Source organism: Mycolicibacterium septicum DSM 44393 (assembly GCF_000455325.1).
In the GTDB taxonomy this organism is placed as follows: Bacteria; Actinomycetota; Actinomycetes; order Mycobacteriales; family Mycobacteriaceae; genus Mycobacterium; species Mycobacterium septicum.
In genome coordinates this window covers 1-24,272 of the sequence record NZ_HG322951.1, presented here as the reverse complement: position 1 = coordinate 24,272, position 24,272 = coordinate 1, and the positions used below count along the sequence as shown (strand labels likewise).

The window sequence follows — 24,272 nt, the reverse complement described above, 5'->3', positions numbered from 1 at the left end:
CTAGCCGGTAGCCCGCAGGAAGTCTCCGGAGATCTTCACCGCGGGCGTCGACGAGTCACCGCCCACCACCAGGGTGGCGAACGCGATGTCACCGGCGATCCCGGCGAACCATCCGTGGGAGTGCGTGTTGTCGCCGAACTCGGCCGTCCCGGTCTTGCCGCCGAGATCCGGGATGTCGCTCAATTGGCTTGCGGTGCCATCGGTCACGGTCTTGCGCATCATGTCCCGCAGCGCCCCGGTGACGCCGGCCGGCAGTGTCTCCGAGGGGGTGTCGGCGGTCACCTTGTCGCCGTCGACCAGGGTGGGCAGGATCGTCGACCCGTGCGCCAGGCTGGCCTCGGCGACCGCGAGACCGAACGGGCTGACCGTCACGGTGCCCTGGCCGATACCGTTCTCCACCCGCTGGGCCGCGGTGTCCGCGTTGGGAACCCGGCCGGTCACCGTGGTGAGCCCCGGAATGGTGAAGTCGACTCCGATGCCGAACGCACGGGCGGTCTTGGTCAGCGCATCGGCAGGCAGTTTGTCCGACAGCGCCGCCATGCTGGTGTTGCACGAATGGGAGAACGCCGACGCCAACGGAACTGTCCCCAGGTCGAAGTCGTCGTCGTTGGGAATGGTGCGGTTCTCGATCGTCAACCGGCCGGGGCAGGCCACCGGGGTGTCGGGGGTCGCCAGGTTGGCCTCCAGCGCGGCAGCGGTGGTGATGGTCTTGAACGTCGATCCCGGCGGATAGAGACCCGAAAAGGCAATGGCGCCTTGCGGATCTGCGGCGGTGTTCTGCGCGGCGGCCAGGATGCCGCCCGTCGACCCGGAGATCGCGACCACCACGGCGGGCCGGCCCTCCTGGGCGACCGCCTGTTGCGCCAGCAGTTGCAGCCGCAGGTCCAGCGTGGTGCGCATCGGGTCCGTCGGTGCGGGTGGTTGTGCGGTCAGCCGCTGAGCGGCTGCGCCCTTCCCGTCGACCAGATAGACCGACCACCCGGCGGCTTTGGTGATCCGGTCGTGCCACAGCTGGGCCAAACCGCTGATGGCTGGTGAGGACAACTGGCGGTCGGTCGTCAGCAGCTCACCCTGCTCGGCCACCGTCACACCCGGAACCTGGGTCAGTTGATCGCGCACCGATGTGAGGTCGTCCTCGCGCAGTTTCATCACCGTCACCCGGTCATCGGTGTTCGACGCGAACTGTGCGCCGATGGATTCGGCGGTGGTGGTGGCATCGAAGGGGGCCAGCAGCGCGGCCAGCGGAGCGGCCGAATCCAGGTGCGTGCGGTCCAGGGAGATCACGCCGACGGTCTGCCACGTCATCAACGGCTGGCCGGTCCGGTCCAGCACCGGGGTCTGCAGGTCGCTGTCGGTGCTGTACTGAAACTTCAAGCCGTCCCGCAGATCCGGGTGCAACAGCGTCGGCGCCCAGGAGATTCGCCAGTCGTCGCCGGTCTTGGTCGCGGTGCCGGTGGCGTCGTAGGCGAAGTCGTGGCCCTCACCCCAGGACCACTGATACTTCAGTGTCGCGCCGGACTCGTCGCCGTCCTCGGGTTCGGCGCCGACCTTGACCGAGGCGGCATCGCCCATACCGTCGAACATCGACTTGATCGCCGGTTCGGCGGCGGCAGGGTCGGTGGTCTGTGCGGCCGCTCCGCCGGCGTCTTTGCGCTGCAGGGCATCGGCGAAGGCGGCGAAGCGGTCAGCAGGGTCGGGAGCCGAGGAACATCCCACGATCGGGAGAAACAGGCACAGCAGAAAGAGCAAGGCGCGCCATCGAGTCATGCTCCCAGCATGACATCAGCGAGTCAGGCGGCCTTGTCGGTGTCTGACGCTTGGTCTGACTCGTGTTTGGGCTTGACCTCGCGCCTGGGCTTCGGCTTGAACGCGTCCTTGACGTTCTTCGCCACGTCCGACACGGCGCTGCGCACGTCGTCGCGACGTTGCGCCGGGGTGCGCTTGACCGGCTTCTTGGAGACGTCGGCCTCGCCGTTCGTCTCGTCCTTCGGTTCGACGACCTTGGGAGCGATCTTGGGGGCTTCCTTCTTCACCGCGACGCGGTCGGTGGGCCCCGATGTCGTCGAAGGTGCTGCGGTGGAAGGCAATCCGTCTTTGAAGTTGTCGGCACCTTCCTGGATGGCACCGGGAAGTGCGTTCACGGTTTCGATGATGCGTTTGGGCGGGGTGATCAACGAGAAGCGGGTGGGCGTGGCGGGATCGGAGTAGTCCCGGTCGGTGTAGCCCATATCGACGGCGAGCTTGAGCGTCGGCTCGATCGCGCCGAGCACCGGTTCGGTCAACGCCGTGGCGTTGAGGGCGGTGGAGAAGTCGCGGAACGGCTGCAGCAGCGGCAGGTGTTCGGTCTTGACCAGGATGTAGGTGTCGGTGCCGCCACCCGGCGTGCTGACCGGTGTCACGATGATCGCGTCCGGATCGTTGAGGTCCGCGGCGTCCGGGGTCGGATCGCCGTGCAGATAGATGAACCCGGCGGCGGCATTGGCCAGTGACAACGGGTTGGCATAGGCCGGGAAGTCGCCGACGGGGTCGTACTCGATGGTGATGAAGGTTTCGTCGTACGGCGACTGTTCGGCCGCGCCGGTGCTGGTGAACCCGAGGAGGCCGAGCGGTCCCAGATCCGGGAAGCGGGCATAGATGCCGCCGTTGGGAACCGTCGGCGACGCGATGTAGACGAACTTCAGCGTGCCGGTGCCGGGGCTGCCGTTCGCGTCGAGTTCGCGCTTGTACTTCTCGGCGACGATGGTTCCCTCGGAGTAACTGACGATGTAGATCGTCCCGTCGGCACCGACCCCGTTGCGGGCGGTGGTCACCTGGTCGATCAGCGGTTGACGACCGTCGGCCACACTCGTGTCGATCGGCAGCGTGGCCGAATAGTGGACCGGGTAGTACCGGCCGTCCGCCGCCCCGGCGAACCCGCCGTTGTACGGCACGTAATCGCCGCCGAATTTGTTCGGGATCCGCGCACCCAAGGTGTCGTCTTTCCCACCCACACCGACCACCGCGACACTGCCCGGCAGGGTGGCCGCCAGCGCGTCCGCGACATGCCCGAAGGTGAGTACCGCGGCCATGCCTGCCGTGGCGCCGGCCACCGCGGCAGCGGACGAACGCGCGCGCTTTCGGTGATCGGCCACGGTGCACCTCCGGTCGTCTGATTCAAAACGACTGAGAACGGAGTGTGGGCCCGGGGTCAGTCCGGGCCCACACTATGCCAGTTATTTGCTAGATGTGCGGTTTTTGTTACGGGCAGGCCACCTCGAGCTCGAAAGACTTGGTGACCGGGTTCATTCCGTCCACACCGGTCGCGTCGCCCTTGATCGTGTACTTGTTGCCATCCTTGGTGGCTTCGGCGCTGCCGCCGGGCACTCCGGGGGTGTAGCCGAGGCTCACGCCGTCGATGTTCCCCAGGGCCACAGCGGTCACCGACGGCTGGTCACCCTCGCTGAGTGTGGCGCTGACCGCGGACATGCCCTGCCCGACGGTCAGGCTCACATTGCCCGCGACCGTGGCGCACACGACCGTGCCCTCGACCTTGTGGTCCTTGCCGTCGATGTTGACCCGGGCGGTGCCCGCGCCGGTTGCCGCCGTGGCGTCTCCGGCCTCGACCGAGGCTGAGGGCGACGCTGTCGCGGTGGCCTTCGTCTCGCTGGACGTGTCTTTCTTGTCGCTCGACGAACAGCCAGACAGGCCTGCGACGACGATCGCGGCGCCGCCGACGGCTACCAGGAACTCACGCTTCACCACTGCTCCTCACGGTTGTGCAGCCCGTCGCAAGTGGCGGACTGTCAGGCAGAAGTATTCGGGTTCGTGCAGGTCGTGGGCGTGGATTTGGGTGAATTGTCCGTAGCCGCGAGCGTGCGCTCGTAAGTTCGGAACCATGCAGATACTGCGTACGCCCGATGCCCGCTTCGACGAGTTACCTGAATTTCCTTACTCGCCAGAGTATTCCGATGTCGACGACGGCGATGGTGGCCGGCTTCGGGTGGCCTGGGTGCAGGCCGGGCCGCCGGATGCCGACCCGATCCTGTTGTTGCATGGGGAACCATCCTGGTCGTTTCTCTACCGGCGGATGATTCCGATCCTGGCCGCGGCGGGGCACCGCGTCGTCTGTCCGGACCTGGTCGGCTTCGGCCGGTCGGACAAACCCACCCGCATCGAGGACCACAGTTACGCCCGGCACGTCGAGTGGATGCGCGCGCTCGCCTTCGACGTCCTGGATCTGCGGCGGGTGACGCTGGTCGGTCAGGACTGGGGCGGCCTGATCGGGTTGCGCCTGGCGGCCGAGCACCCGGAGCGGTTCGCCGGCATCGTCGTGGCGAACACAGGGCTGCCGACCGGTGATATTCCGATGCCTGAGATCTGGTGGCAGTTCCGCACGGCCATCCAGAACCTGCCCACGATCGACGTCGGCAGATTCGTGGCCGCGGGTTGTCGCCGCCCGGTCAGCGATGAGATCCGAGCGGCCTACGATGCGCCGTTCCCTGACGACTCCTACTGCGCGGGCCCCCGCGCGATGCCGGGCCTGGTGCCCACCACCCCCGACGACCCGGCCTCGGCTGCCAACCGTTCAGCGTGGAAGGTGTTGTCGGCCAGCCGGACTCCGATGCTGGTGGCATTCGGCGACAGTGATCCGATCACCGGCGGCATGGCGCCCATCTTCAAGCGGGAGATGCGCGGTGCGCAGGGGATCGACCATCCGGTGATCCGCGATGCCGGTCATTTCCTGCAAGAGGATGCCGGCGAGGAACTGGCCGAGGCGATCGTCGAGTTCCTCGCCGACCGTCCGCCTACGGGCAGGTGACCGCGATGTCGAACGGCATGTCGACCGGCGCGGTCGGTTCGTTGGGGTCGATGCCCATGCCGGTGCCCGTGACGGTGTAGCCCTTGCCGTCGCGCGCGGCCACCACCGGGACGCCCGACAGGCCGGAGAGATAGGTCAGAGACGCACCCTCGCCGTTGACGTCGCCGATGTTCACCGATTGCACCACCGGGGCCTCGCCGTCGGTCAGCACAACGGAGGCCGGCATCTTGCCCTTGATGCCGATCGTGGTCAGCCCGTCCTTGGTCTCGCAGCTGACGCTGCTGACCGGACCGGCATCATTGGGTCCGAAGGTGACCCGGCCCTGGCCGGACTTCGTGGACGAACCCGAATCCTGCGACGAGCATCCGGCGACTGCGGCCAGACACATGGCAAATCCGGTGGCAATGACAATGGGGCGGCGCATGACCAAATTCACGTCCGCAGTATGGTCGCGTCCGCCCCCGTGACGGAAATCGGACGCGCATCCGGTTGAATACGTGATGTGGACCAGCCGTATTTCACCGTGGAGGCCGAGTTGCCCGGCCGACTCGGCCGGGTCGGGACCATTCACACTCCGCACGGCGATATCCACACCCCGGCGTTCATCGCGGTCGGTACCGCGGCCACCGTGAAATCGGTGCTTCCCGAGACCATGAAAGAGCTTGGCGCCCAAGCCGTCCTGGCCAACGCCTACCACCTGTACCTGCAGCCGGGCCCGGACGTCGTGGCCGAGGCCGGCGGGCTGGGGGCGTTCATGAACTGGCCCGGCCCGACCTTCACCGACAGCGGCGGCTTCCAGGTGATGTCGCTGGGTGTCGGATTCAAGAAGGTCCTGGCCATGGACACCGAGCGGCTGCAGAAAGACGACATCATCGCCAAGGGCAAGGAACGGCTGGCCGTCGTGGACGACGACGGCGTCACGTTCCGCTCGCATCTGGACGGCTCGAAACACCGGTTCACCCCGGAGGTGTCGATCGGCATCCAGAACCAGCTCGGCGCCGACATCATCTTCGCGTTCGACGAGCTCACCACGCTGGTCAACACCCGCGCCTATCAGGAGAGCTCGGTGCAGCGCACGCACGAGTGGGCGGTGCGGTGCCTGGCCGAGCATCACCGATTGCAGGGTTTGTCACCGGAGCGGCCGCGGCAGGCGCTGTTCGGCGTGGTGCAGGGCGCCCAGTACGAGGACCTGCGCCGGCAGGCCGCGAGCGGGCTGGCCTCGATCGGGCATGAGGCCGGGCCGGCCGAGGGGCTGAGCTTCGATGGCTACGGCATCGGCGGTGCGCTGGAGAAGCAGAACCTGGCCACCATCGTCGGCTGGGTCAGCAGTGAACTGCCCGCGGACAAGCCCCGCCACCTGCTCGGGATCAGCGAGCCCGATGACCTGTTCGACGCGGTGGCCGCCGGGGCCGACACCTTCGACTGCGTATCGCCGTCGCGGGTGGCGCGCAACGCGGCGGTGTACTCGGCGACCGGGCGGTTCAACATCACCGGGGCCCGGTACAAGCGGGATTTCACCCCGATCGACGCCGAATGCGACTGCTACACCTGCGCCAATTACTCACGCGCCTACATCCGGCACCTGTTCAAGGCCAAGGAGATGCTGTCGGCGACGCTGTGCACGATCCACAACGAGCGGTTCGTGATCCGGCTGGTCGACCAGATCCGGGCCTCGATCGTGGCCGGTGAGTTCGACGAGCTGCGGGCGCACGTGCTGGGGCGGTACTACGGAGTGCCCATCAGCTGAACTGCCGCTTCTTCTACGTGTGCACAATAAGAAGATGGCGACCGTCACCGACGATCAGGCGCCGCAGGCCCTGCTGATGCAGCTGCTCGACCCGGCCTGCCGGGCCGATCCCTACCCGTCGTACAACCGGATCCGCGAGCTCGGTCCGCTGCACCTGCCCGAGTCGAATCTCACGGTGTTCTCGTCGTTCGCCGACTGCGACGAGGTGCTGCGGCATCCGTCGACCCGCAGCGACCGGACCAACTCCACCATCACGCAGCGGCAGCTCGAGTCCGAGGCCGGCCCCCGCCCCCGCGGGCCGGCGAGCTTCCTGTTCCTCGACCCGCCCGATCACACCCGGCTGCGCAGGTTGGTCAGCAAGGCCTTCGTGCCGAAGGTGGTCAAAGCCCTCGAACCCGACATCACCGCGCTGGTGGACGGATTGCTGGACGAGGTCGAGCGTCGCGGGGATTTGGATGTCATCGCCGACCTGGCCTACCCGCTTCCCGTGGCGGTGATCTGCCGGCTGCTCGGCGTGCCGGTCGAGGACGAGCCGAAGTTCAGTCACGCCTCTGGCCTGCTGGCCGCATCGCTCGACCCGTTCCTGGCCCTGACCGGCCACACCTCGGATCTGTTCGATGAGCAGATGAAGGCCGGGATATGGCTGAACGACTACTTGCACGACCTCATCGACGCCCGCCGCACTGCCCCGGGTGAGGACCTGATGTCGGCGCTGATCGCGGTCGAGGAATCCGGGGACCAGCTCACCGAGGACGAGATCGTCGCGACGTGCAATCTGCTGCTCATCGCCGGACACGAGACGACCGTCAACCTGATCGCCAACGCGACGCTGGCGATGCTGCGCCATCCGGCCCAGTGGACCGGGCTCGGTGCGGACACCTCTCGGGTCGGCGCCATCATCGAAGAGACCATGCGGTACGACCCGCCGGTGCAACTGGTGGGCCGAATTGCCGGTGAAGACATGACCATTGGTGACATCACGATCCCGGCCGGCGACACCATGCTGTTGCTGCTGGCCGCCGCACACCGCGACCCAGCGGCCAATGAGCGGCCCGAGGAGTTCGACCCGGCCCGCGAGAGTATCCGGCACATCGGGTTCGGCAAGGGTGCGCATTTCTGCCTCGGCGCACCGCTGGCCCGGTTGGAGGCCTCGGTGGCGCTGTCGGCGGTCACCGCGCGGTTCCCGAACGCCCGTCTGGCTGCCGACCCGGTGTACAAGGCGAACCTGACCCTGCGGGGGATGTCGACGCTATCCGTGGCGATATAGGCGATCTGTTGCGGATTCAGTATCGATAACCGCTAACCTCGACGAAAATCGCAATCCGCAGGTACGGTACTTCCGCATGCGGATCCTCTTGGTGGGTGCGGGCGGCGTCGGCTCGGCGTTCTGCGCGATCGCGGCACGACGTGATTTCTTCGAGCAGATCGTGGTGTGCGACTACGACGAGGCCCGGGCAGCCGCGGCGGTCGAGGAGGTCGGCGACCCCCGGTTCATCGCCGCCCAGGTCGACGCCGGCTCGGCCGACGCCGTCGCCGGACTCGTGCGGCAACACGGCATCACCCACGTGATGAACGCCGTCGATCCCCGATTCGTGATGCCGATCTTCAACGGTGCCCTGGCCGGTGGGGCCGACTATCTCGACATGGCGATGAGCCTGTCGCATCGTCATCCCGACAAGCCCTACGAGCTCACCGGGGTCAAGCTCGGTGACGAGCAGTTCGCGGTCGCCGACGATTGGCAGGCCGCGGGCAGGCTGGCCCTGGTGGGCATGGGAGTGGAGCCCGGCCTCTCGGATGTGTTCGCGCGCTACGCCGCCGACCACCTGTTCTCCGAGATCGACGAACTCGGCACCCGCGACGGGTCCAACCTCACCGTCGATGGATACGACTTCGCGCCGTCGTTCTCGATCTGGACCACGATCGAGGAATGCCTGAACCCGCCGGTGATCTGGGAGACCGGCCGCGGCTGGTTCGTCACCGAACCGTTCAGTGAGCCAGAGGTTTTCGACTTCCCCGAAGGCATCGGCCCGGTCGAGTGCGTCAACGTCGAGCACGAGGAGGTGCTGTTGATGCCGCGCTGGGTGGACTGCAAGCGTGCGACGTTCAAGTACGGCCTGGGCACCGAGTTCATCGATGTGCTCAAGGCCTTGCACAAGGTGGGGCTGGACCGCACCGACCAGGTCATGGTCGGCCCGGTCCAGGTCAGCCCCCGCGATGTGGTGGCGGCGTGCCTCCCCAACCCGGCGACGCTCGGCCCGCAGATGCACGGCAAGACCTGTGCCGGGTTGTGGGTGACCGGTACCGGCAAGGACGGTAACCCGCGCTCGACGTACCTGTACCACGTCGTCGACAACCAATGGTCGATGGCCGAGTACGGGCATCAATGCGTGGTGTGGCAGACGGCGATCAATCCGGTTGTGGCGCTGGAACTTCTGGCCAACGGAACCTGGAGCGGCGCCGGCGTACTGGGCCCGGAGGCGTTCGACGCGGTGCCGTTCCTGGATCTGTTGAAGGACTACGGCTCGCCGTGGGGCGTCAAGGAACTCGCACCGTAGCCTGCCGGCTCACTTCGTGACGGTCGGTGGCGGCGAGCAGTATCGCAAGCACGATCGCCGCGGCGGTGACGGCCGCTGTCACCGGCCAGCCCAGCCATCCGACGGCGGCCGCGCCGAATGCGGTTCCCAGGCTGCCGCCCACGAAGTACACGACCATGTAGGCGCTGTTGAACTGCGCGGGCGCGGCGGGGTCGATCGCCAAAACCGTGCTCTGATTGGCTACTTGGGCAGCGAACAGCCCCGCGTCGAACACAGCCAGGCAGACGAGGGTTGCCGCGGGGTTCGAGAGACACCCGGCGAGGGCGACCGCGCCCACGGTGGCGATGACCAGCCCGATCATCATGACTCGTCGTGCGCCCACGCGGTCGGTCCACACCCCTGCGATGCGGGTGGCGACGATGCCCAGGAGACCGGCGAGGGCGTACAGGCCGATCCGTTCGGCTGAGTACGAGAACGGCGGCTGTGCCAGTGCGACGGCGAGGCCGGCCCACACCGCGCAGAACGCGAAGAACCAGAGCGCGCCGCGGAGCGCGGCGATGCGCAACGCTGGGAATCGCAGGTACAGGCCGGGCAGACCGCGGAGTGTCGCCAGATAGCCGCTGGTGGCCGAGCCGGCGGTGGCGGGCAGGGCTCGCAGGGACACGAGACCGGCGATGGCGCAGGCCAGGGCGAACATGAGCAAGCCGCCGCGCCATCCCGCCACGTCCGTCAGCCAGCCACCGGCGATGCGGCCGCCGATGATCCCGGCCGAAATGCCCGCTGTCACAATGCCCAGCGCGGTTGCCCGGCCGCCGTCCGGGACGAACCGTGCGGTGGTCGAACTCAACTGCGCGCCGACGGTGGAACAGGCGCCGATCACTCCGACAGTGAGCCCCAGGATCCACAGGGAGCCGGCGGCGGCATTGGCCGCCAAGGCCACGGCCAGCGCGCCGAACTGCGCCGCGAGGACGTGATTCGGCGGAAACCGGTCGACGAGCGGCACGAGTATCGCGAGCCCCAGCAGGTAGCCGACGGGGCCGCACGCCAGCGCCAATCCGACCTGAGCAACCGAGATGTCAAGACTGTCAGCGACATCGGATATCGCCGGTTGCAGTGGGTAGATGGCGGCGGTGCCGAGGGCTGCGGCAATCGCCATGAACCACACGGTGATTCGGCGCATTTCAGGTTGCGGTGTCATGGGTGTGACGGTATGAGCGCCCGCGCAGGCGTGCTGGCGGAAATCGGACCACGCGGTGTGGGGGAGTGGCGCCATGCCGGAAGAGTTCACCGCCGCGCACCCGCAGTTCCGCGCCGCGCTTCTTGCTGCCGCACGCCCAGGGGTCTAACTTACAATTTGTAAGTTAATCGGACATAGGGAGTCTGCGGCATGGGTGAACGCTATGTGGTGATCGGCGGTGGGCTGGCTGGACTGGCCGCTGCGGTGTGGCTGAGCGAAGCCGGAAAGAACGTCACCCTGTTGGAACGTCGAGGCCGGCTCGGCGGGCGTACCCACGCAATGCGGGCTGAAATCGCGCAGGACACACCCGACAACGGTCAGCACGTCGTCGCCAGCGGCTATGAGCACCTGTGGCGCTATCTCAGCAGTGTGGGCACCCGGCAATTCATCGAGTTTCCCAAGAGTTCGACGCTGCGCTGGCCCGATGGACGCAGCACCACCATGCAGACAACCGGCCTCGGAGCGCTCCGCACCCTATTCGGGGTTCATCCTGACGCCGGCGTTGCCGATCGACTGCGAGCCGCCCGCGCCACGCTGCGGTTGGGATGGCAGGCGTTGCATCAACCCGCCGACCTGGCAAACCTGAGCACCGAGCAGTGGTTCGAGCGGGTGGGTATGCCCGCCCCGGCTCGAGAAGCGTTGTGGGACTGGCTCGCCCTGGGGATAGCGGCCGAACCGGTGGCCCGGGAATCGGCGAAGGTGTTCGCCAACGTCATGGCCACGGGCTTCCGGCTGGGCGTAAAACATCGCACCCCGGTCACCATCGGCTACCCCACGGTGGATCTCGACACCCTCTACATCTCCGGGGCGTTGAAAGTGTTCGAGGAGCGCGGTGTCGATGTGCGGTACCGATCCGTCGCGCGGCGGATCCGTATCGAGAACGGCGCTGTCGCCGGAGTGCTCCTCGCCGACGGCACCGAGGTACCCGCCGACGCGGTGGTCTGTGCGGTGCCGAACTCCAATATCGGCGGGTTGCTCGATGATCTCCCCGAGCATCCCGAAATCTATGCCGCGGCAGACAAACTCGGCTACACGCCGATCGTCAGCACCAATCTGTACCTGGACCGGCCGCTCGGTACCGAGTCCGCGTTCGAGGGTCTGATCGGCGGTACCGGGGTGATCGACGAGGTCTTCGACCGCCAGATCATGCACGGCCGCAGCACCGAACGGGCCTGGCTGTATTGCCTGACCACCAGTGGCGCCTACGAGCAGATCCACAAGAGCAACGACGAGATCATCGACGAGCAGCTGGCGCTGTTGAGCCGGTACTACCCGGCGGCACGTGAAGCGCAAGTGGTTCAGGCGCAGGTGGTCAAGATGCCCAAGGCGACCTTCTCGCAGGTGGTGGGAACCGACGCTTTGCGTCCACCACAACGGACATCGGTGCCCACCCTGGTGCTGGCAGGCGACTGGACCGCCACCGACTGGTCGGCGACCATGGAGAGCGCGGTGCAGAGCGCCGCCAAGGCCGTGGACCTGTTGCTGGAACTCCGGCAATGACGCGACGCCGGCTCAGCGGCGCCGAGCGCAGGGCGCAGCTGCTCGACGCGGCCCGTGACATCGTGGCCGAGGACGGCTACCCCGCATTGACCATCGAGCAGGTTGCGAGCCGAACAAGCGTCACCAGAACGGTTGTCTACCAGCAGTTCACCGATCTGGCGGGTCTGACCACCGCGCTGCTGGACCGTGAGTCGGCGGTCGCGTTCGCCGGAATGGGCTCCGTAGACCAGCCCGACCTCGATTCGGAGCAACTGGGCAGGGGCATTCTGGCCTACCTGCATGCGGCACCCGCGAGTTGGCGCATCATCCTGCGACCACCCGACGGCGCGCCTCCGGAGCTGCGAGAGCGCATCGAATTGGGTCGCGCCTACGCCAGGAAGGTCGCGGCCCGTCCGCTTTCGCTCGCGGCAGGGGTGGATATCGACCCGGATGCCACCACGGTGCGAGTCCTGTTGTCGGCCATCGAGGAACTCGCCCGGATACACCTCGACGATCCGGTCGGCCATCCCGACGACGAGGTGCTGGACCACCTGCGGTCCCTCTCCGTGTGGGCGGTGGCCACCACGCGAAAGGCTACAGCGGGTTGAGGATCCGCTGCAGGAACTGGCGGGTGCGCTCTTCTTTCGGATCGCCGATCACCGCGGCGGGTGAGCCTTGTTCCAGGATCACCCCGCGATCGGTGAACAGCACCTGATCGGAAACCTGTCGGGCGAACTGGATCTCGTGCGTGACGATCACCAGCGTCCAGCCTTCGACGGCCAGGTCGCGGATCACGGCGAGCACTTCGCCGACCAGTTCCGGGTCCAGCGCCGAAGTCGGCTCGTCGAACAGCACCACTTTCGGTTTCAGCGCCAGGGCTCTGGCGATTCCGACGCGCTGTTGTTGGCCGCCGGAGAGCTGATACGGATACTTGTCCTGCTGGTCGGACAGCCCGACCTGGCCCAGAAGTTCGGTGGCCTCAGTCAGCGCCTCGTCCCGTGGGCGCTTCTGCACCACCAGCGGGCCCTCTGTGACGTTCTGCAGCACGGTCTTGTGCGGAAACAGGTTGTGGGACTGGAACACAAAGCCGCTCTGCGCCCGGTAGCGGCGCAGCTGGTCCTTGGGCACCGGCTCGGAGAAGTCCAGTTCGGTGTCGCCGACCCGGATCACCCCGGAGTCGGCGACGTCGAGGGCGTTCAGTGTGCGCAGCAGCGTGGTCTTTCCGGACCCGGAGGGGCCGATGACCGTGGTCGCGGTACCGCGCGGCACGGTGAACGACACGCCCTTGAGCACCTGGAAGTCGCCGAAGGCCTTGTGCACATCGGCGGCGACGATCCGGTCTTCGCGTTCTGTGGTCATCGCGCAACGTGCCTTTCCAGTCGGCGTTCCAGGCGACTCTGGCCGAACGACAACACCAGGCAGATCACCCAGTAGTAGATCGCGGCCGTGCCGTAGAGAGCGAAGAATTCGAATGTCGGTGCCGCGATGATCTGGGCCTGCCGCAGCAGTTCGGTCACCAGAATCGTCGACGCCAGGGACGTGTCCTTGACCAGCGAGATCAAGGTGTTCGACAACGGCGGTACCGCCACCCGGGCGGCCTGCGGCAGGATGATGCGCTGCAGTGTGCCGGTGTAGTTCAGCCCGATCGTCTCGGCCGCTTCCCACTGCCCCTTCGGAATGCTCTGGATCGCGGAGCGGATGATCTCGGCCGCATAGCCGCCGACGTTGAGGCTGAAGGCGATCACCGCGGCCGGGAACGGGTCGATCTTCACCCCGAACTCGGGCAGCGCGAAGAACACGATGAACAGCTGCACCAGTAGCGGTGTCCCGCGGATGATCGAGATGTAGAACCGGGCGATGTTGCTGAGCACCACATTCGACGACAATCGGGCAAGGGCCACGGCCAGCGCGATGACGAGGCCGATGGCGAAGCTGATGATCGTCAACGGAATGGTCATCGTCAGAGCGGCTTTGGCCAGGGGCCACAGATTGTCGGCGATGAGTTGCCACGTGGTGCGGGGGGCCGGGGCGCCTTCTGCGGGCGCACCGGACGCGTTGGCCTTGAGATAGCGCTGCGAGATGGTGGCCAGCGTGCCGTCGTCCCGCAGCTCGTCGAGTGCGGTGTTGAGTTCGGGCAGCAGGCCGCTGTCCTTGCGCGCGGCGAAGCCCTGTTCGCTCTTCTCTCCGACGGTGCCCGTGATCTTCACCGTTTTGTCGTTGGTTTCGGCCAGATACGCATAGACGGCGATGCTGTCGTTGACCACGACATCGACCCGGCCCTGGTTGAGGAGCTTGATGGCCTGGGTGAATCCTTCGACCGCTTCCACCCGGGCGCCGGCCTTACGGGCGATCTCCGACCAGTTGCTGGTGGCGTTCTCGGCGGCGACCTTGCCTTTCAGATCCGCGAGGGTCTTGATCGAATCGTCGTCGGCGCGGGTGACGATGACCCCTTCGCCGACCGAGTACGGCTGGGACAGGTCGTATTTGGCCTGCCGTTCCGGTGTGATCGTGACCTCGTTGGCCACCACGTCGAACCGGTTGGCCTCGAGCGCGGCGAAGATCGAATCCCACGGAGTTTCGACGAATTCGACTCTGACGCCGAGCTTGTCGCCGACCGCACGGGCGACGTCGACGTCGTAGCCGACGAGTTGACCGGTGGCCGGGTCGTGGTAGCTGAACGGGGAGTACACGCCTTCGGTACCCACTCTCAGCACACCGGCCGATTTCAGCGGTTCGTCGGTGTTGCCGGCCTTCCCCGCGCACGCGGCCAGCATCACCGCGACGATCAGCAGAAGTCCCAGTAGTGGAATTCGTCGGGTGCGCACGGCCGGACGCTAACAGGGGCGCGGGAGGTTCTGCAGGTTTCTGCTCAGCGCGGCTGATATATCCACGGATGCCGAGGCAGTCTCGCCGGGTCGAACCGGTCCAGCATGCCGTCGAGGTCCAGTGCCGGCCAGCCCAGCGATGCGCTGATCTGCTTGAGCGCGCGCTCGACGCCGATCTCGGTCAGGGTGACCGCACCGTCGCGCTTGGCCAGCCGGGCGCCGTCCTCGTTGAGCACCAGCGGAACGTGGGCGTAGATGGGTTCTGGATAGTCCAGCATCCGGGCCAGATACGCCTGGCGTGGGGACGAGCTCAACAGGTCGTCGCCGCGCACCACCTGGTCGACACCGGAGGCGGCATCGTCGACTACGACGGCCAGGTTGTAGGCGGGCACGCCGTCCCCGCGGCGTACCACGAAGTCGTCGATGATCCCCGTGTAGCTGCCGTGCAGGAGGTCGGTGACGGTGCCGACGAAGGTGTCGGTGCGCAGCCGCAGCGCGGGCGGGCGGCCGGTTTCGGCGCGGCGCTCTGCGCGCTCGGCCTCGCTCAGGTCCCGGCAGGTACCCGGGTAGGCGCCTTCCGGGGCATGTGGGGCCCGCGGTGCCTGGGCGATATCCCTTCGGCTGCAATAGCATTCGTACAGCAGGTCGTCGTCCCGCAACTGCTCGATCACGGCGTCGTAGCGGTCCTGGTGACCCGTCTGCCATTCCACCGGCTCATCCCAGGTCAATCCGATCGCGGCCAGGTCGGACACCTGACGTGTACCGATCTCGGCGAACGTGCGGTCATCGAGATCCTCGACCCGCAGCAGGAACCGCCGCCCGGTGGACCGGGCGAACAACCACGCCAGCACCGCGGTGCGCAGGTTGCCGATGTGCAGGTCGGCCGACGGGCTCGGCGCGAACCGCCCGGCGGGGGTGAGGCTCACGCCCGCAATCTAGCTAATCGCGGTCCCAGGGCGCCGTCTCGCCCATCTTCTCGTAGTACTTCGCCAGGTGGCTTTTCACGCGGTCGATATCGTCCTTCGGCAGGTCGACGCCACCGCGAGCGCCATCCATGATCCCGCCCGCGGCCATCACACCGCGGGGCACGGCTTCGAGCTTGCCGCCGACCACGTCGGCGATCAGGAGCTTGTACGCGGTGAAGTTGTCCTTTGCGTCCTTGTCGTACCAGACGTGCGCATCGCGGTATTTCTGGTTGGGTTCGTCCTGCGCATCGGCCCATTTACGGACGCGCTTCTCGGCGGCGTCGCCGTCCCACTCGCGGTCCCGGTCGGCCAGTGGCAGGTCCTGAAATGCTGTTACGGACATGTAATTGGCGTGCCCGAACTGGGCGGCCGGTAAACCCGCCACTCACGCGCTGCTCCGACGCTCCAGCGCTTCGATCACGACCGGGCAGATGTCGACCCCGTACAGATGCTCCATCGCCTGCAGGCCGCCCGGACTCTCTGCGTTGATCTCGATGACTTTGTCCCCGACCATGTCGATGCCGACGAAGAACATCCCATCTTGCGCGAGTTTGTCGTGCATGGCCTCGATCACCGCGCGCTGCTTGTCGGTGACCTCTTCGGGTTGAACTTTGCCGCCCTTGCAGATGTTGGCCCGCGGGTCGTTCCCATCTGGGACCCGCCGGAAAGCAGAGGGATGTCCGTCGACCTCGATGAGCTCGCCGTCGAGCAGGAAGATCCGCATGTCGCCGTCCTCGGCACCCTCGACGTATCCCTGCGCGTAGATGTAGCCGTCTCCCAGCACCGACTCCATCATCTGGTTCAGGTTGGGCTCGTCGTCGCCGACGATCATGAACACGTTGCGTCCCTGTGCGCCGCACAGCGGTTTGATGATGGAACGGCCTTCGGAAGAGATGAAGTTCCGGACATCGTCCACGTTCTGCGTCACCAGGGATCGCGGCCGGATCTGCGCCGGAAACTCGTCGAGGTACACCTTCAACGCCGCACGCGTGAGCACCGCTGGGTCGTTGACCACGGTGACGCCGTGCGCCACGAGTAACTGACCGAACATGGAACCCAAGCTGCTGGCCCACGGCCGATCCTGTCGATCCTCGACCGAGTCGTTCCTCAAAAACACGGCGTCGAGTTCGTCCATGCGTATGTGCTCGGCCGAACTCTCCTTCATGCGATCGACGAACACGGTCAGCGTGTCGTTGTCCTGGGCGATGCCGGGACGTGCATGCGCCCCGATCTCACCGTCGGGCTCGCCGATACTGACGTCGCTCAGCCCGACGTACCAGACCTCGTGGCCCATGAGGGCGGCCGCCTTCGCGAGGCGGGTGGTCGCGTACTCGTCGACCTCGGTCTCCGCGCGATTGACCAGAAATGCAATCTTCATGCGACCACATCCATTTCGAGTAGGTCGGCGGCGCTCATCCCGCCACGCATGTGCTCCAGCCGTACCTCCGCCCCGGGTGCGGACAGCCAGCGTGGGCGGGCCCGCGGAGGTTCGAGAATCCCGTGCTGAATCAATTCCTCCACGAGCGGCGCATGGTCGAGTGAGAGCTTGCCGGCGAGTAGGGGATCGATGCTGCGTCCTTGGGCGAAGTATCCGAGGACTCGTTCGATACCGCGCAGATAGATGATGTCCTTCGTTGAGCCTCCGCCGTATGTCGCGCGGCTGGTCACCGACCACGCGGTGCGAGGTGCGAAGCCATGAGTGTCGGTCAGGTGTTTGAAGATCTCGATGAAATCCGCGTGAGCCAACATCATCGATGCCGCCTCGACTCTGGCCGCGAGGACGCGCATGCGGCGGGGGTCGAGCCCCCCTACGACGTACTCGGCCAGCACCGCCAGGCCTTCCTGCGTCTCCTCGTACAGCGGTAGCCCGACCGCCAGGAGGCCCAAGGGCTGCGCCTCGCCGTTGCGATAGGTGAGCACGTGGGTCCCGACCTCGTGTTGGATCAGTGGCTGTACCCGGTTCGCGCGGAAGGAGGCAGTGGCGGGGATGTACAGCCGCCCGAACGACACCATCAGATCGGCGACGTCGTCCCGCACTTCGACCGCTACGGGAAACTGCGGATAGGCCGACTCCAGTTCCGCGCGTGCCGTTTCCGCGAATGCCGTGGCGGTGACGCTGGTCGACGTGATCGGTGGCGGATCGATGAGCTCGAGCAGTGACCGAGCCGTCGTGCACAGCGAGTCACCCGGCTCTCCGTAGAGCTGCAGCGCGCCGTACCGGAACCGCGATGTGCCTCGGTCTTCGAGCAAGGTGATCTGCCGGGCGATCTCGTCGCGTTTCGCGCGGAAAAGAGAGTTGAGCGCGGGGTTTTCCACCAGCTCGATCTCCACGGCGTAGAGGTCGCGTTTGACCAGATCCGGGTCGAAGTCCAGCGGTCTCGACTGGAGGGTGGGTACCGACTCGAACCCCGAGCGCGCGAATTCCCGCCACGCCTCGGCTCCATTGACCGGAGTGACGTTGAGCAGGAAGTTGAGCTCGCGCTCGATCTCCGTCAGGCGTGCGTCGACGTCCAAGGCTTCCTGCGCAAGGGGCGAAGTTCGACCCACCTGCTATCGATACCCAATTGTCGACGCCGTCAATCTGGTGTTCGTAGCTCTTCCCGCTAACGTTCAGGAAATGGCAGAGCGGAGAATCGCCGGCGGCACGATCCAGGTCGACCATCAGGACGGGCTGGTGCGCGCACGGGGTGTGCGCTACGGGACCGCCAGACGATTCGCGGCCGCCGAACCGCCGGCGTCCGGGTCGGGTGTCCGCGACGCGACGCAGCCAGGCCCGGCCTGCCCGCAGCGGCCGTCCCGGCTGGGCTGGGTCACCGGCGATGCGCTCGCGGGCCTGACGACGAACGAGAACTGCCTCGTGCTGACCGTCACCGCCCCGGCCGATGCGCACCGATTGCCGGTCATGGTGTGGTTCCACGGCGGTGCGTACGTCGCAGGCAGTGGGGAGTCGGCCAAATACGACCCCGGTGCCCTGGCTCGTGCCGGCAACGTGGTGGTGGTCAACGTGAGCTACCGGCTCGGCATCTTCGGTTATCTGGCGCCGCCGGGGGCGGGCGAGGACAACCTGGGACTGCGCGATCAGATCCTGGCGCTGCGCTGGGTGCACGACAACATCGCGGCGTTCGGTGGCGACGCGGCCAACGTCACTGCGTTCGGTCAATCGGCCGGGGCGCATTCGGTCTGGTCGCTGATGTTGGCCGACGAGGCCGAGGGCCTGTTCCACCGCGCGATCCTGCAGAGCGCTCCGCTGGAGTTGGACGAGGGGCGCGACGAGATGGCGCGGGTCATGGGCTCGGCGATGGCCACCACCCTCGCCGGTGCCGATCCGGCCGAGGTGAGTGTCGAGCAGCTGCTCGCCGCCGAAGGCGCCGCGGTCGCGGCCGCGCAGGGCTTCGGTCTACTCGGCGGCCTGGCGTTCGCGCCGCGGCTCGGTCGGGGGCCGCTGCCGGCACCCGCGGACGTGCCCGATGCCATCGCCGCCGCCGCGGGCCGCATCGAGCTGCTCATCGGCTACACCAAGGACGACGCGGCGCCGTTCGTCGCGATGGACCCTCGGGTGGCCAGGCTCAACCGGGTCCCTGTTCTCGGCCGGCTCGCGGTGCGTGCCGGTTCGAAGGCGATCACGAAACAGGCGTTCTCCGGCCCCGCCGAGCGCCTGGCGCAGGCCTGGCGGTCCCACGGCGGCCGGGTCGGCACTTATCGTTTCGACTGGACACCGGCCAACTCCCCGCTGGGCGCCTGCCACTGCATGGAGTTGCCGTTCCTGTTCGGCTCACCGCAGGCCTGGGCGGATGCCCCGATGCTCGGCCCGCAGCGTGCGATCGACCCCCAACTTTCCGCCGAGATGCGCACTCGCTGGGCGCAATTCGCTCATGACGGCGTCGAATCGCTGCCCGAGCCGGAACTGCGGTTCGGCTGAATCAGCAGTCGGCCCGATCTGCCGGACCCGGCATGCCTTGGTAGGGTTTCGGCAAAATTAGGACGCGGTGGTGTGATGGCGATTATGGACGTAGTCCCGTCTCTACGTGGCCGCGTCAGCGAATGCGCGGCCCTTCGAGCACTGGTATCGGGTGGCCGTTCGGGCGGCAGCGCGGTGATGGTGGTGCGCGGCGAGGCGGGCGTCGGCAAGACGGCGCTGCTCGACTATGTCGTTGAGCACGCGCCGGGGTTCCGGGTGACCCAGGTGGCCGGGGTCGAATCCGACATGGAACTCGCGTTCGCCGGATTGCACCAGCTGTGTGCGCCGCTGCTGGATCGTCTCGACAAGCTTCCCGAGCCGCAGCGCGACGCGCTCTCGGTGGCATTCGGTCGTGGGGCCGGACCGGTACCGGACCGCTTTCTGGTCGGCCTGGCCGTGCTCAGCCTGTTGGCCGCCGCCGCCGACGGCAAGCCGTTGTTGTGTGTGATCGACGATGCGCAGTGGCTCGATCAGGTGTCGGTGCAGACCCTCGGCTTCGTCGCCCGGCGTCTGCTGGCCGAACCGGTCGTCTTGGTGTTCGCGGTCCGAGACAGTCAGGCCGGCGCCGCTGAGGTACTGCCCGGCCTGCCCGAACTGCGGGTCGAGGGGTTGTCGGACAGCGACGCCAGGGACCTGTTGGACTCGGTCTTTCTGGGCCGGCTCGACGAGCGGGTCCGGGACCGCGTCATCGCCGAAACCCGCGGCAACCCGCTGGCGCTGCTGGAGATTCCGCGTAACGTGCCGGCCGCCGAGCTTGCCGGCGGTTTCTGGCTCGGCTCGGCGCGCCTATCGGTGGGCCACGTCGAAGAAGGGTTCGTCCGCCGTATCCAGTCGCTGCCGGACGACACCCGGCGGCTGGTGCTGCTCGCCGCGGCCGATCCGCTCGGTGATCCGATGCTGTTCTCCCGAGCCGCGGGGCACTTGGGGATCGGCATGGATGCGCTGGCACCGGCCGAGGCTGCCGGGGTGATCGAGTTCGGGTCACGCATGCGCTTTCACCACCCGCTGGTCCGGTCGGCCGCCTACCGGGCGGCCGGCGCAGCCGACCGCCGGGAAGTCCACCGTGCCTTGGCGGTTGCCACCGACCCCCAACTCGATCCCGATCGCCGGGCCTGGCACGCGGCCAACGCTGCGGCCGGCCCCGACGACGCGGTGGCCGCCGAGTTGGAGGCCTCGGCATGGCGCGCCCAGAGCCGAGGCGGAATCGCGGCCGCGGCGACCTTCCTCGAGCGGGCGGCGATCCTGTCCGCCGACCAGGCCCTGCGCAGCTCCCGCGCGATTGCGGCCGCGGCGGCCAAACGTGAGGCGGCGGCCCCCGAAGCCGCCTACGAGCTGCTCTCCCTTGCCGAACTGAACCCGTTGACCGAACTGCAGCGAGCCCAGGTGGGCCGGCTGCGGGCGCAGATGGAATTCACCCGCAGCCGGGGCGGCTTACCCGGCGCGCCACCGGTCCGGCATGCCGCCGCAATGCTGATCGAGGCCGCCAGGCGGCTGGAGACCCTCGACGACGAGCTGGCTCGGGAGACCTACATGGAGGCGCTGGCTGCCGCGATGTTCGCTTCGCGTAGTCAACCGGAAGCCCTGGTGGTGGCCGCCGAGGCGGCGCGCGCCGCAGTCGAAAGGGTCGCGGCGCCGACACGGCCCATCGATTTACTCCTCATCGCCATGGCGAATCTGATCACCGATGGCTTGTCTGCGGCGGCCGACCCCCTGCGCACCGCGCTGGAGCTGTGGTGTGACTACGCGCGGCGCCACGACGGCCGGGCGTTGGGCTGGTTGGCGTTGGCCTTCCCCGTCGTGCACGAGTCCGCCGCCAGCGAGATCTGGGACGACGACTTGGTCGACCGGCTGGCCATCGACATGGTGGGCTACGCCCGCGCCACCGGCGCGCTGGCGATCCTGCCGCCCGCGATCGCCTACCAGGCCGGTGTGCAGACACATGCAGGCGAATTCGTCACGGCTGCAAGACTTATGGAGGAGGCCGACTCGATCTCTGAGGCGATCGGCCACCGTCCGATGAGGTACCACAAGGTGGAACTGGCGGCCTGGCGGGGCGATCTGACGGAGGCCGGCGACCTCATCGAGGCAGGTATGGCCGAGGGGACAGCCAAGGGCGAGGGCCGGCTGCTTGGGGCGGCCGGCTATGCCGCCGCAGTGCTCTACAACGGGTTGGGTCGGTACGAAGAGGCGCTGGCCGCTGCCAAGCAGGCGTGCGAATTTCACGACATCGGTTTCTACTGTTGGACCCTCCTCGAGCTGACGGAGGCCGGCATGCGCGTCGGCGAGCGGGATGTTGCCGAAGACGCGCTGCGGCGGTTGGAGGTGTGTACGGCGTCCAGTGGAACCGATTGGGGGCTGGGCGTATTGGCCGCGGCGCGGGCACTCGTCGCCGACGACACCGAGGCCGACGTGCTGTTCAAAGAGGCTGTCGAGCGGCTAGGCCGCACTCGGATCGGGGTGCAGCTGGCCCGGACCCATCTCCGTTACGGGGAATGGTTGCGTCGCCAGAAGCAACGCACCAGCGCCCGCGAGCATCTCAACACCGCCTATGAGATGTTCACGAAGATGGGCGCCCAGGGGTTCGCCGAGCGCGCCCGGCGTGAGCTGACGGCCACCGGTGAGAAAGTGCGCAAACAGCCGATGTCTTCCGGCGATCAGTTGACCGCGCAGGAGGCGCAGATCGCCCAGTTGGCCCGCGACGGGCTGACCAATCAGGAGATTGGTGCGCAGCTGTTCATCAGTACACACACCGTCGAATGGCACCTGCGCAAGGTCTTCGTCAAGCTCGGTGTTCGCTCCCGCCGGCAGCTGCGATCGGTGACCTGGACCAGCTGAACCGCATTCGCCCAAAGACCACGGGTTTTCAAGGGTGCCGAGCGTCATTGCAGCAACGAGGCTCATCGGATGGCGACAATCCTGTTGCAGACCACGATCACGGAGAATCCCGACGACTGGGATGTCCGGCGATTCTCGATGCTGGCGGGTGAGCTCCGTGCGGACGGACACGATGTGCTGGCCCGTAACCGGGCCGATCATGCCGGGCAGGATCCGGTGCTCAGCCATCTCGACGAGCTCGGGTTCGACCAGCTGTGGTTGATGGCCGTCGACGTCGGCAACGGTCTGACACCCGGCGAATGCGCGGCGATCGGCCGGTTCCGCGGACTCGGTGGCGGAGTGCTCACCGCCCGTGATCATCAGGATCTGGGCAGCTGCCTGCGGGGGCTGGGCTCGTTGGGTCAGGTCAACGAGTTTCACGATGCCAGCTTGGACCCGACGTCACGGTGCGACGACCAGGACAATCCGGACATCTCGTGGCCCAACTATCACTCGGGCGCCAACGGCGACTACCAGCCGGTGCTGGCCGAGGAGCCGGTGCACCGGCTGCTACGCACCTCCCGGACCGCCACCGGCCGCATCGAGTGGTTCCCGGCCCACCCCCATGAGGGTGCGGTTTCGGCCCTGGTGCCCTTCGCGACGGTGGTGGCGCAGGGCCGCAGCACCGCGACCGGCAGACAGTTCAATCTCGCGGTGGCACTGGACGGGGAGTGCACGCCGGAGGGCAGGCCGATGGGACGGGCCGTTGCCGAGTCGACCTTCCACCACTTCGCCGACTACAACTGGGATCTGGCGCAAGGGGCACCGTCATTCGTCACTGATCGGCCCGGCTGGCAGATCGGGGCCGATCCGTCCCGTCTGGGTGTGTTCAAGGATTACGTCCGCAATCTGGCCACCTGGTTGCAGCCACCGGATCACTACCAGTGAGGAAGCAGGCCTGGAACGATGTCGTTGAGCCCGAAGGTGACCGGCTGGTCCAGTTGGGCGTAGGTACACGAGCGTGGGTCCCGGTCGGGCCGCCAGCGGTTGAACTGGGCGGTGTGCCGGAAGCGCCTGCCCTCCATGTGGTCGTAGCGGACCTCGACGACGCGTTCGGGTCGTAACGGCACGAAGGACAGGTCCTTGCCGGCGTTCCAGCGCGAGCCGCCGCCGTACCTGCGGGCGAGGTCCGGGTCGGCGGCCACCTGAGCGGCCCAGTTCCAAGGGTGGTTCTCGAAATCGGTTACCAGGGGCTGCAATTCGGTGAAGAGGGCCCGGCGTCGTTCCATCGGGAAGGCGCCGATGACGCCGACGGATGCCAGCTCGCCGTCGTCGGTGTAGAGCCCGAGCAGCAGCGAGCCGACCGCATCCGGGCCTGACTTGTGGAGCCGGTACCCGGCGACCACGCAATCGGCGGTCCGCTGGTGCTTGATCTTCACCATCACCCGTTTGTCGGGCTGGTAGGTGAGCGTGAGCGGTTTGGCGATCAGCCCGTCGAGCCCGGCTCCCTCGAACTCGTCGAACCAGCGCCGCGCCGTCGGCAGATCGGTGGTGGCCGGGGTGACATGGAACGACGGGCCCGAGCCGATCGCGTCGACCAATGCGGCGCGCCGTTGCATGAACGGCAGGCCCGTGAGGTCGTCGTCGCCCAGTGCGAGCAGGTCGAAGGCGATGAAGCGGGCCGGGGTCTGTTCGGCCAGCAGGCGTACCCGGGACGCCGCCGGGTGCAGACGCAGTTGCAGGGCCTCGAAGTCCAGGCCGGCGTCGGTCGGCAGGACGATCTCGCCGTCGACAACACACCGCGCCGGGAGTTCGGCCCTGGCCGCCTCGACGAGTTCGGGGAAATACCGGGTCATTGGCCGCTCGTTGCGGCTGCCCAGCTCGACTTCGTCGCCGTCGCGGAACACCAACGCCC

The 24,272-nt window shown here is 67.3% G+C and carries 21 protein-coding genes; 9 read left to right on the top strand and 12 right to left on the bottom strand.

Translation table 11 applies throughout. The annotated features are described in order from the left end of the window. The 3 genes from TX88_RS00110 to TX88_RS00100 form a co-directional block, all read right to left on the bottom strand. The gene (locus TX88_RS00110) at positions 1–1,767 is read right to left on the bottom strand and encodes a penicillin-binding transpeptidase domain-containing protein (RefSeq protein WP_044513729.1); all 1,767 of its coding nucleotides are present in this window, start codon (positions 1,765–1,767) and stop codon (positions 1–3) included. A gap of 23 nt (positions 1,768–1,790) precedes the next feature. Continuing rightward, on the bottom strand, positions 1,791–3,131 hold the full coding sequence (locus TX88_RS00105; RefSeq protein WP_049924799.1) for a PE-PPE domain-containing protein: 1,341 nt from the start codon (positions 3,129–3,131) through the stop codon (positions 1,791–1,793). 106 nt (positions 3,132–3,237) lie between these two features. After that, positions 3,238–3,738, bottom strand: coding sequence for a lipoprotein LpqH (locus TX88_RS00100; RefSeq protein ID WP_044518937.1), 501 nt, complete (start codon positions 3,736–3,738; stop codon positions 3,238–3,240). 136 nt (positions 3,739–3,874) lie between these two features. Here TX88_RS00100 and TX88_RS00095 point away from each other — a divergent pair, with 136 nt between their 5' ends. Continuing rightward, positions 3,875–4,798 (top strand): haloalkane dehalogenase, encoded by a 924-nt coding sequence (locus tag TX88_RS00095; protein ID WP_044513727.1) that lies wholly within the window; start codon positions 3,875–3,877, stop codon positions 4,796–4,798. On the opposite strand, the gene TX88_RS00090 is transcribed toward TX88_RS00095, so the two are convergent. Next, positions 4,785–5,234, bottom strand: a complete 450-nt coding sequence (locus TX88_RS00090) for a lipoprotein LpqH (RefSeq protein ID WP_044513726.1) — start codon at positions 5,232–5,234, stop codon at positions 4,785–4,787. The two genes, TX88_RS00095 and TX88_RS00090, sit on opposite strands and share 14 nt — an antisense overlap. A gap of 66 nt (positions 5,235–5,300) precedes the next feature. Here TX88_RS00090 and tgt point away from each other — a divergent pair, with 66 nt between their 5' ends. The 3 genes from tgt to TX88_RS00075 all read left to right on the top strand — a co-directional run bounded on the left by tgt (position 5,301) and on the right by TX88_RS00075 (position 9,100). Next, positions 5,301–6,545, top strand: coding sequence for a tRNA guanosine(34) transglycosylase Tgt (tgt, locus tag TX88_RS00085; protein ID WP_044513724.1), 1,245 nt, complete (start codon positions 5,301–5,303; stop codon positions 6,543–6,545). 34 nt (positions 6,546–6,579) lie between these two features. Next, positions 6,580–7,812, top strand: a complete 1,233-nt coding sequence (locus TX88_RS00080) for a cytochrome P450 (protein ID WP_044513722.1) — start codon at positions 6,580–6,582, stop codon at positions 7,810–7,812. Positions 7,813–7,888: 76 nt separating this feature from the next. Further along, complete coding sequence (locus tag TX88_RS00075; RefSeq protein ID WP_044513721.1) at positions 7,889–9,100, top strand: saccharopine dehydrogenase family protein; 1,212 nt, start codon at positions 7,889–7,891, stop codon at positions 9,098–9,100. On the opposite strand, the gene TX88_RS00070 is transcribed toward TX88_RS00075, so the two are convergent. Next, a complete protein-coding gene (locus TX88_RS00070; RefSeq protein WP_044513719.1) occupies positions 9,081–10,277 on the bottom strand; it encodes an MFS transporter in 1,197 nt (398 codons plus the stop codon). The genes TX88_RS00075 and TX88_RS00070 overlap by 20 nt on opposite strands. 189 nt (positions 10,278–10,466) lie before the next feature. On the opposite strand from TX88_RS00070, the gene hpnE reads away from it, so the two are divergent. Next, positions 10,467–11,816 carry a hydroxysqualene dehydroxylase HpnE gene (gene hpnE, locus TX88_RS00065; RefSeq protein ID WP_044513718.1) on the top strand — a complete coding sequence of 450 codons (1,350 nt, stop codon included), beginning with the start codon at positions 10,467–10,469 and terminating at the stop codon, positions 11,814–11,816. Beyond that, complete coding sequence (locus TX88_RS00060; protein ID WP_044513716.1) at positions 11,813–12,403, top strand: TetR/AcrR family transcriptional regulator; 591 nt, start codon at positions 11,813–11,815, stop codon at positions 12,401–12,403. Before hpnE ends, TX88_RS00060 begins: the two co-directional genes overlap by 4 nt. Here the strand turns inward: TX88_RS00060 and TX88_RS00055 are convergent. From TX88_RS00055 to TX88_RS00025, 6 genes are all read right to left on the bottom strand, one after another. After that, positions 12,390–13,154: an amino acid ABC transporter ATP-binding protein gene (locus TX88_RS00055; RefSeq protein ID WP_044513715.1), complete on the bottom strand. Its 765-nt coding sequence runs from the start codon at positions 13,152–13,154 to the stop codon at positions 12,390–12,392. The genes TX88_RS00060 and TX88_RS00055 overlap by 14 nt on opposite strands. After that, complete coding sequence (locus TX88_RS33010) at positions 13,151–14,569, bottom strand: ABC transporter permease subunit (RefSeq protein WP_084621947.1); 1,419 nt, start codon at positions 14,567–14,569, stop codon at positions 13,151–13,153. The genes TX88_RS00055 and TX88_RS33010 overlap by 4 nt, the downstream gene beginning before the upstream one ends. Positions 14,570–14,664: 95 nt before the next feature. Next, positions 14,665–15,546: a tRNA glutamyl-Q(34) synthetase GluQRS gene (gene gluQRS, locus TX88_RS00040; RefSeq protein ID WP_044513713.1), complete on the bottom strand. Its 882-nt coding sequence runs from the start codon at positions 15,544–15,546 to the stop codon at positions 14,665–14,667. A 13-nt stretch (positions 15,547–15,559) separates the two neighbouring features. Continuing rightward, on the bottom strand, positions 15,560–15,928 hold the full coding sequence (locus tag TX88_RS00035) for a hypothetical protein (protein WP_044518934.1): 369 nt from the start codon (positions 15,926–15,928) through the stop codon (positions 15,560–15,562). A gap of 42 nt (positions 15,929–15,970) precedes the next feature. Beyond that, a complete protein-coding gene (locus tag TX88_RS00030; protein ID WP_044513712.1) occupies positions 15,971–16,963 on the bottom strand; it encodes an ATP-grasp domain-containing protein in 993 nt (330 codons plus the stop codon). Beyond that, on the bottom strand, positions 16,960–18,132 hold the full coding sequence (locus TX88_RS00025; RefSeq protein ID WP_044513709.1) for a peptidase MATCAP family protein: 1,173 nt from the start codon (positions 18,130–18,132) through the stop codon (positions 16,960–16,962). The genes TX88_RS00030 and TX88_RS00025 overlap by 4 nt, the downstream gene beginning before the upstream one ends. A 70-nt stretch (positions 18,133–18,202) precedes the next feature. Between TX88_RS00025 and TX88_RS00020 the strand changes: the two genes are divergently transcribed. The 3 genes from TX88_RS00020 to TX88_RS00010 all read left to right on the top strand — a co-directional run bounded on the left by TX88_RS00020 (position 18,203) and on the right by TX88_RS00010 (position 23,305). Beyond that, on the top strand, positions 18,203–19,504 hold the full coding sequence (locus TX88_RS00020; RefSeq protein WP_044513707.1) for a carboxylesterase family protein: 1,302 nt from the start codon (positions 18,203–18,205) through the stop codon (positions 19,502–19,504). 75 nt (positions 19,505–19,579) lie between these two features. Continuing rightward, positions 19,580–22,378, top strand: coding sequence for a helix-turn-helix transcriptional regulator (locus TX88_RS00015; protein ID WP_044513705.1), 2,799 nt, complete (start codon positions 19,580–19,582; stop codon positions 22,376–22,378). 69 nt (positions 22,379–22,447) lie between these two features. After that, positions 22,448–23,305: a hypothetical protein gene (locus TX88_RS00010; protein ID WP_044513703.1), complete on the top strand. Its 858-nt coding sequence runs from the start codon at positions 22,448–22,450 to the stop codon at positions 23,303–23,305. Here the strand turns inward: TX88_RS00010 and TX88_RS00005 are convergent. Next, a partial coding sequence (locus TX88_RS00005) for an ATP-dependent DNA ligase (protein WP_044513701.1) occupies positions 23,296–24,272 on the bottom strand: 977 nt, incomplete at its 5' end. The genes TX88_RS00010 and TX88_RS00005 overlap by 10 nt on opposite strands.

Excerpts from the sequence above, each read along its gene's own strand:
- TX88_RS00015 (WP_044513705.1), top strand. The coding sequence starts at position 19,580 with ATGGCGATTATGGACGTAGTCCCGTCTCTACGTGGCCGCGTCAGCGAA.
- TX88_RS00095 (WP_044513727.1), top strand. The coding sequence starts at position 3,875 with ATGCAGATACTGCGTACGCCCGATGCCCGCTTCGACGAGTTACCTGAA.
- TX88_RS00035 (WP_044518934.1), bottom strand. The coding sequence starts at position 15,928 with ATGTCCGTAACAGCATTTCAGGACCTGCCACTGGCCGACCGGGACCGC.
- TX88_RS00080 (WP_044513722.1), top strand. The coding sequence starts at position 6,580 with ATGGCGACCGTCACCGACGATCAGGCGCCGCAGGCCCTGCTGATGCAG.
- TX88_RS00060 (WP_044513716.1), top strand. The coding sequence starts at position 11,813 with ATGACGCGACGCCGGCTCAGCGGCGCCGAGCGCAGGGCGCAGCTGCTC.
- TX88_RS00030 (WP_044513712.1), bottom strand. The coding sequence starts at position 16,963 with ATGAAGATTGCATTTCTGGTCAATCGCGCGGAGACCGAGGTCGACGAG.
- hpnE (WP_044513718.1), top strand. The coding sequence starts at position 10,467 with ATGGGTGAACGCTATGTGGTGATCGGCGGTGGGCTGGCTGGACTGGCC.
- TX88_RS00055 (WP_044513715.1), bottom strand. The coding sequence starts at position 13,154 with ATGACCACAGAACGCGAAGACCGGATCGTCGCCGCCGATGTGCACAAG.
- TX88_RS00020 (WP_044513707.1), top strand. The coding sequence starts at position 18,203 with ATGGCAGAGCGGAGAATCGCCGGCGGCACGATCCAGGTCGACCATCAG.
- TX88_RS00075 (WP_044513721.1), top strand. The coding sequence starts at position 7,889 with ATGCGGATCCTCTTGGTGGGTGCGGGCGGCGTCGGCTCGGCGTTCTGC.
- TX88_RS33010 (WP_084621947.1), bottom strand. The coding sequence starts at position 14,569 with ATGCTGGCCGCGTGCGCGGGGAAGGCCGGCAACACCGACGAACCGCTG.
- TX88_RS00070 (WP_044513719.1), bottom strand. The coding sequence starts at position 10,277 with ATGACACCGCAACCTGAAATGCGCCGAATCACCGTGTGGTTCATGGCG.
- TX88_RS00110 (WP_044513729.1), bottom strand. The coding sequence starts at position 1,767 with ATGACTCGATGGCGCGCCTTGCTCTTTCTGCTGTGCCTGTTTCTCCCG.
- TX88_RS00010 (WP_044513703.1), top strand. The coding sequence starts at position 22,448 with ATGGCGACAATCCTGTTGCAGACCACGATCACGGAGAATCCCGACGAC.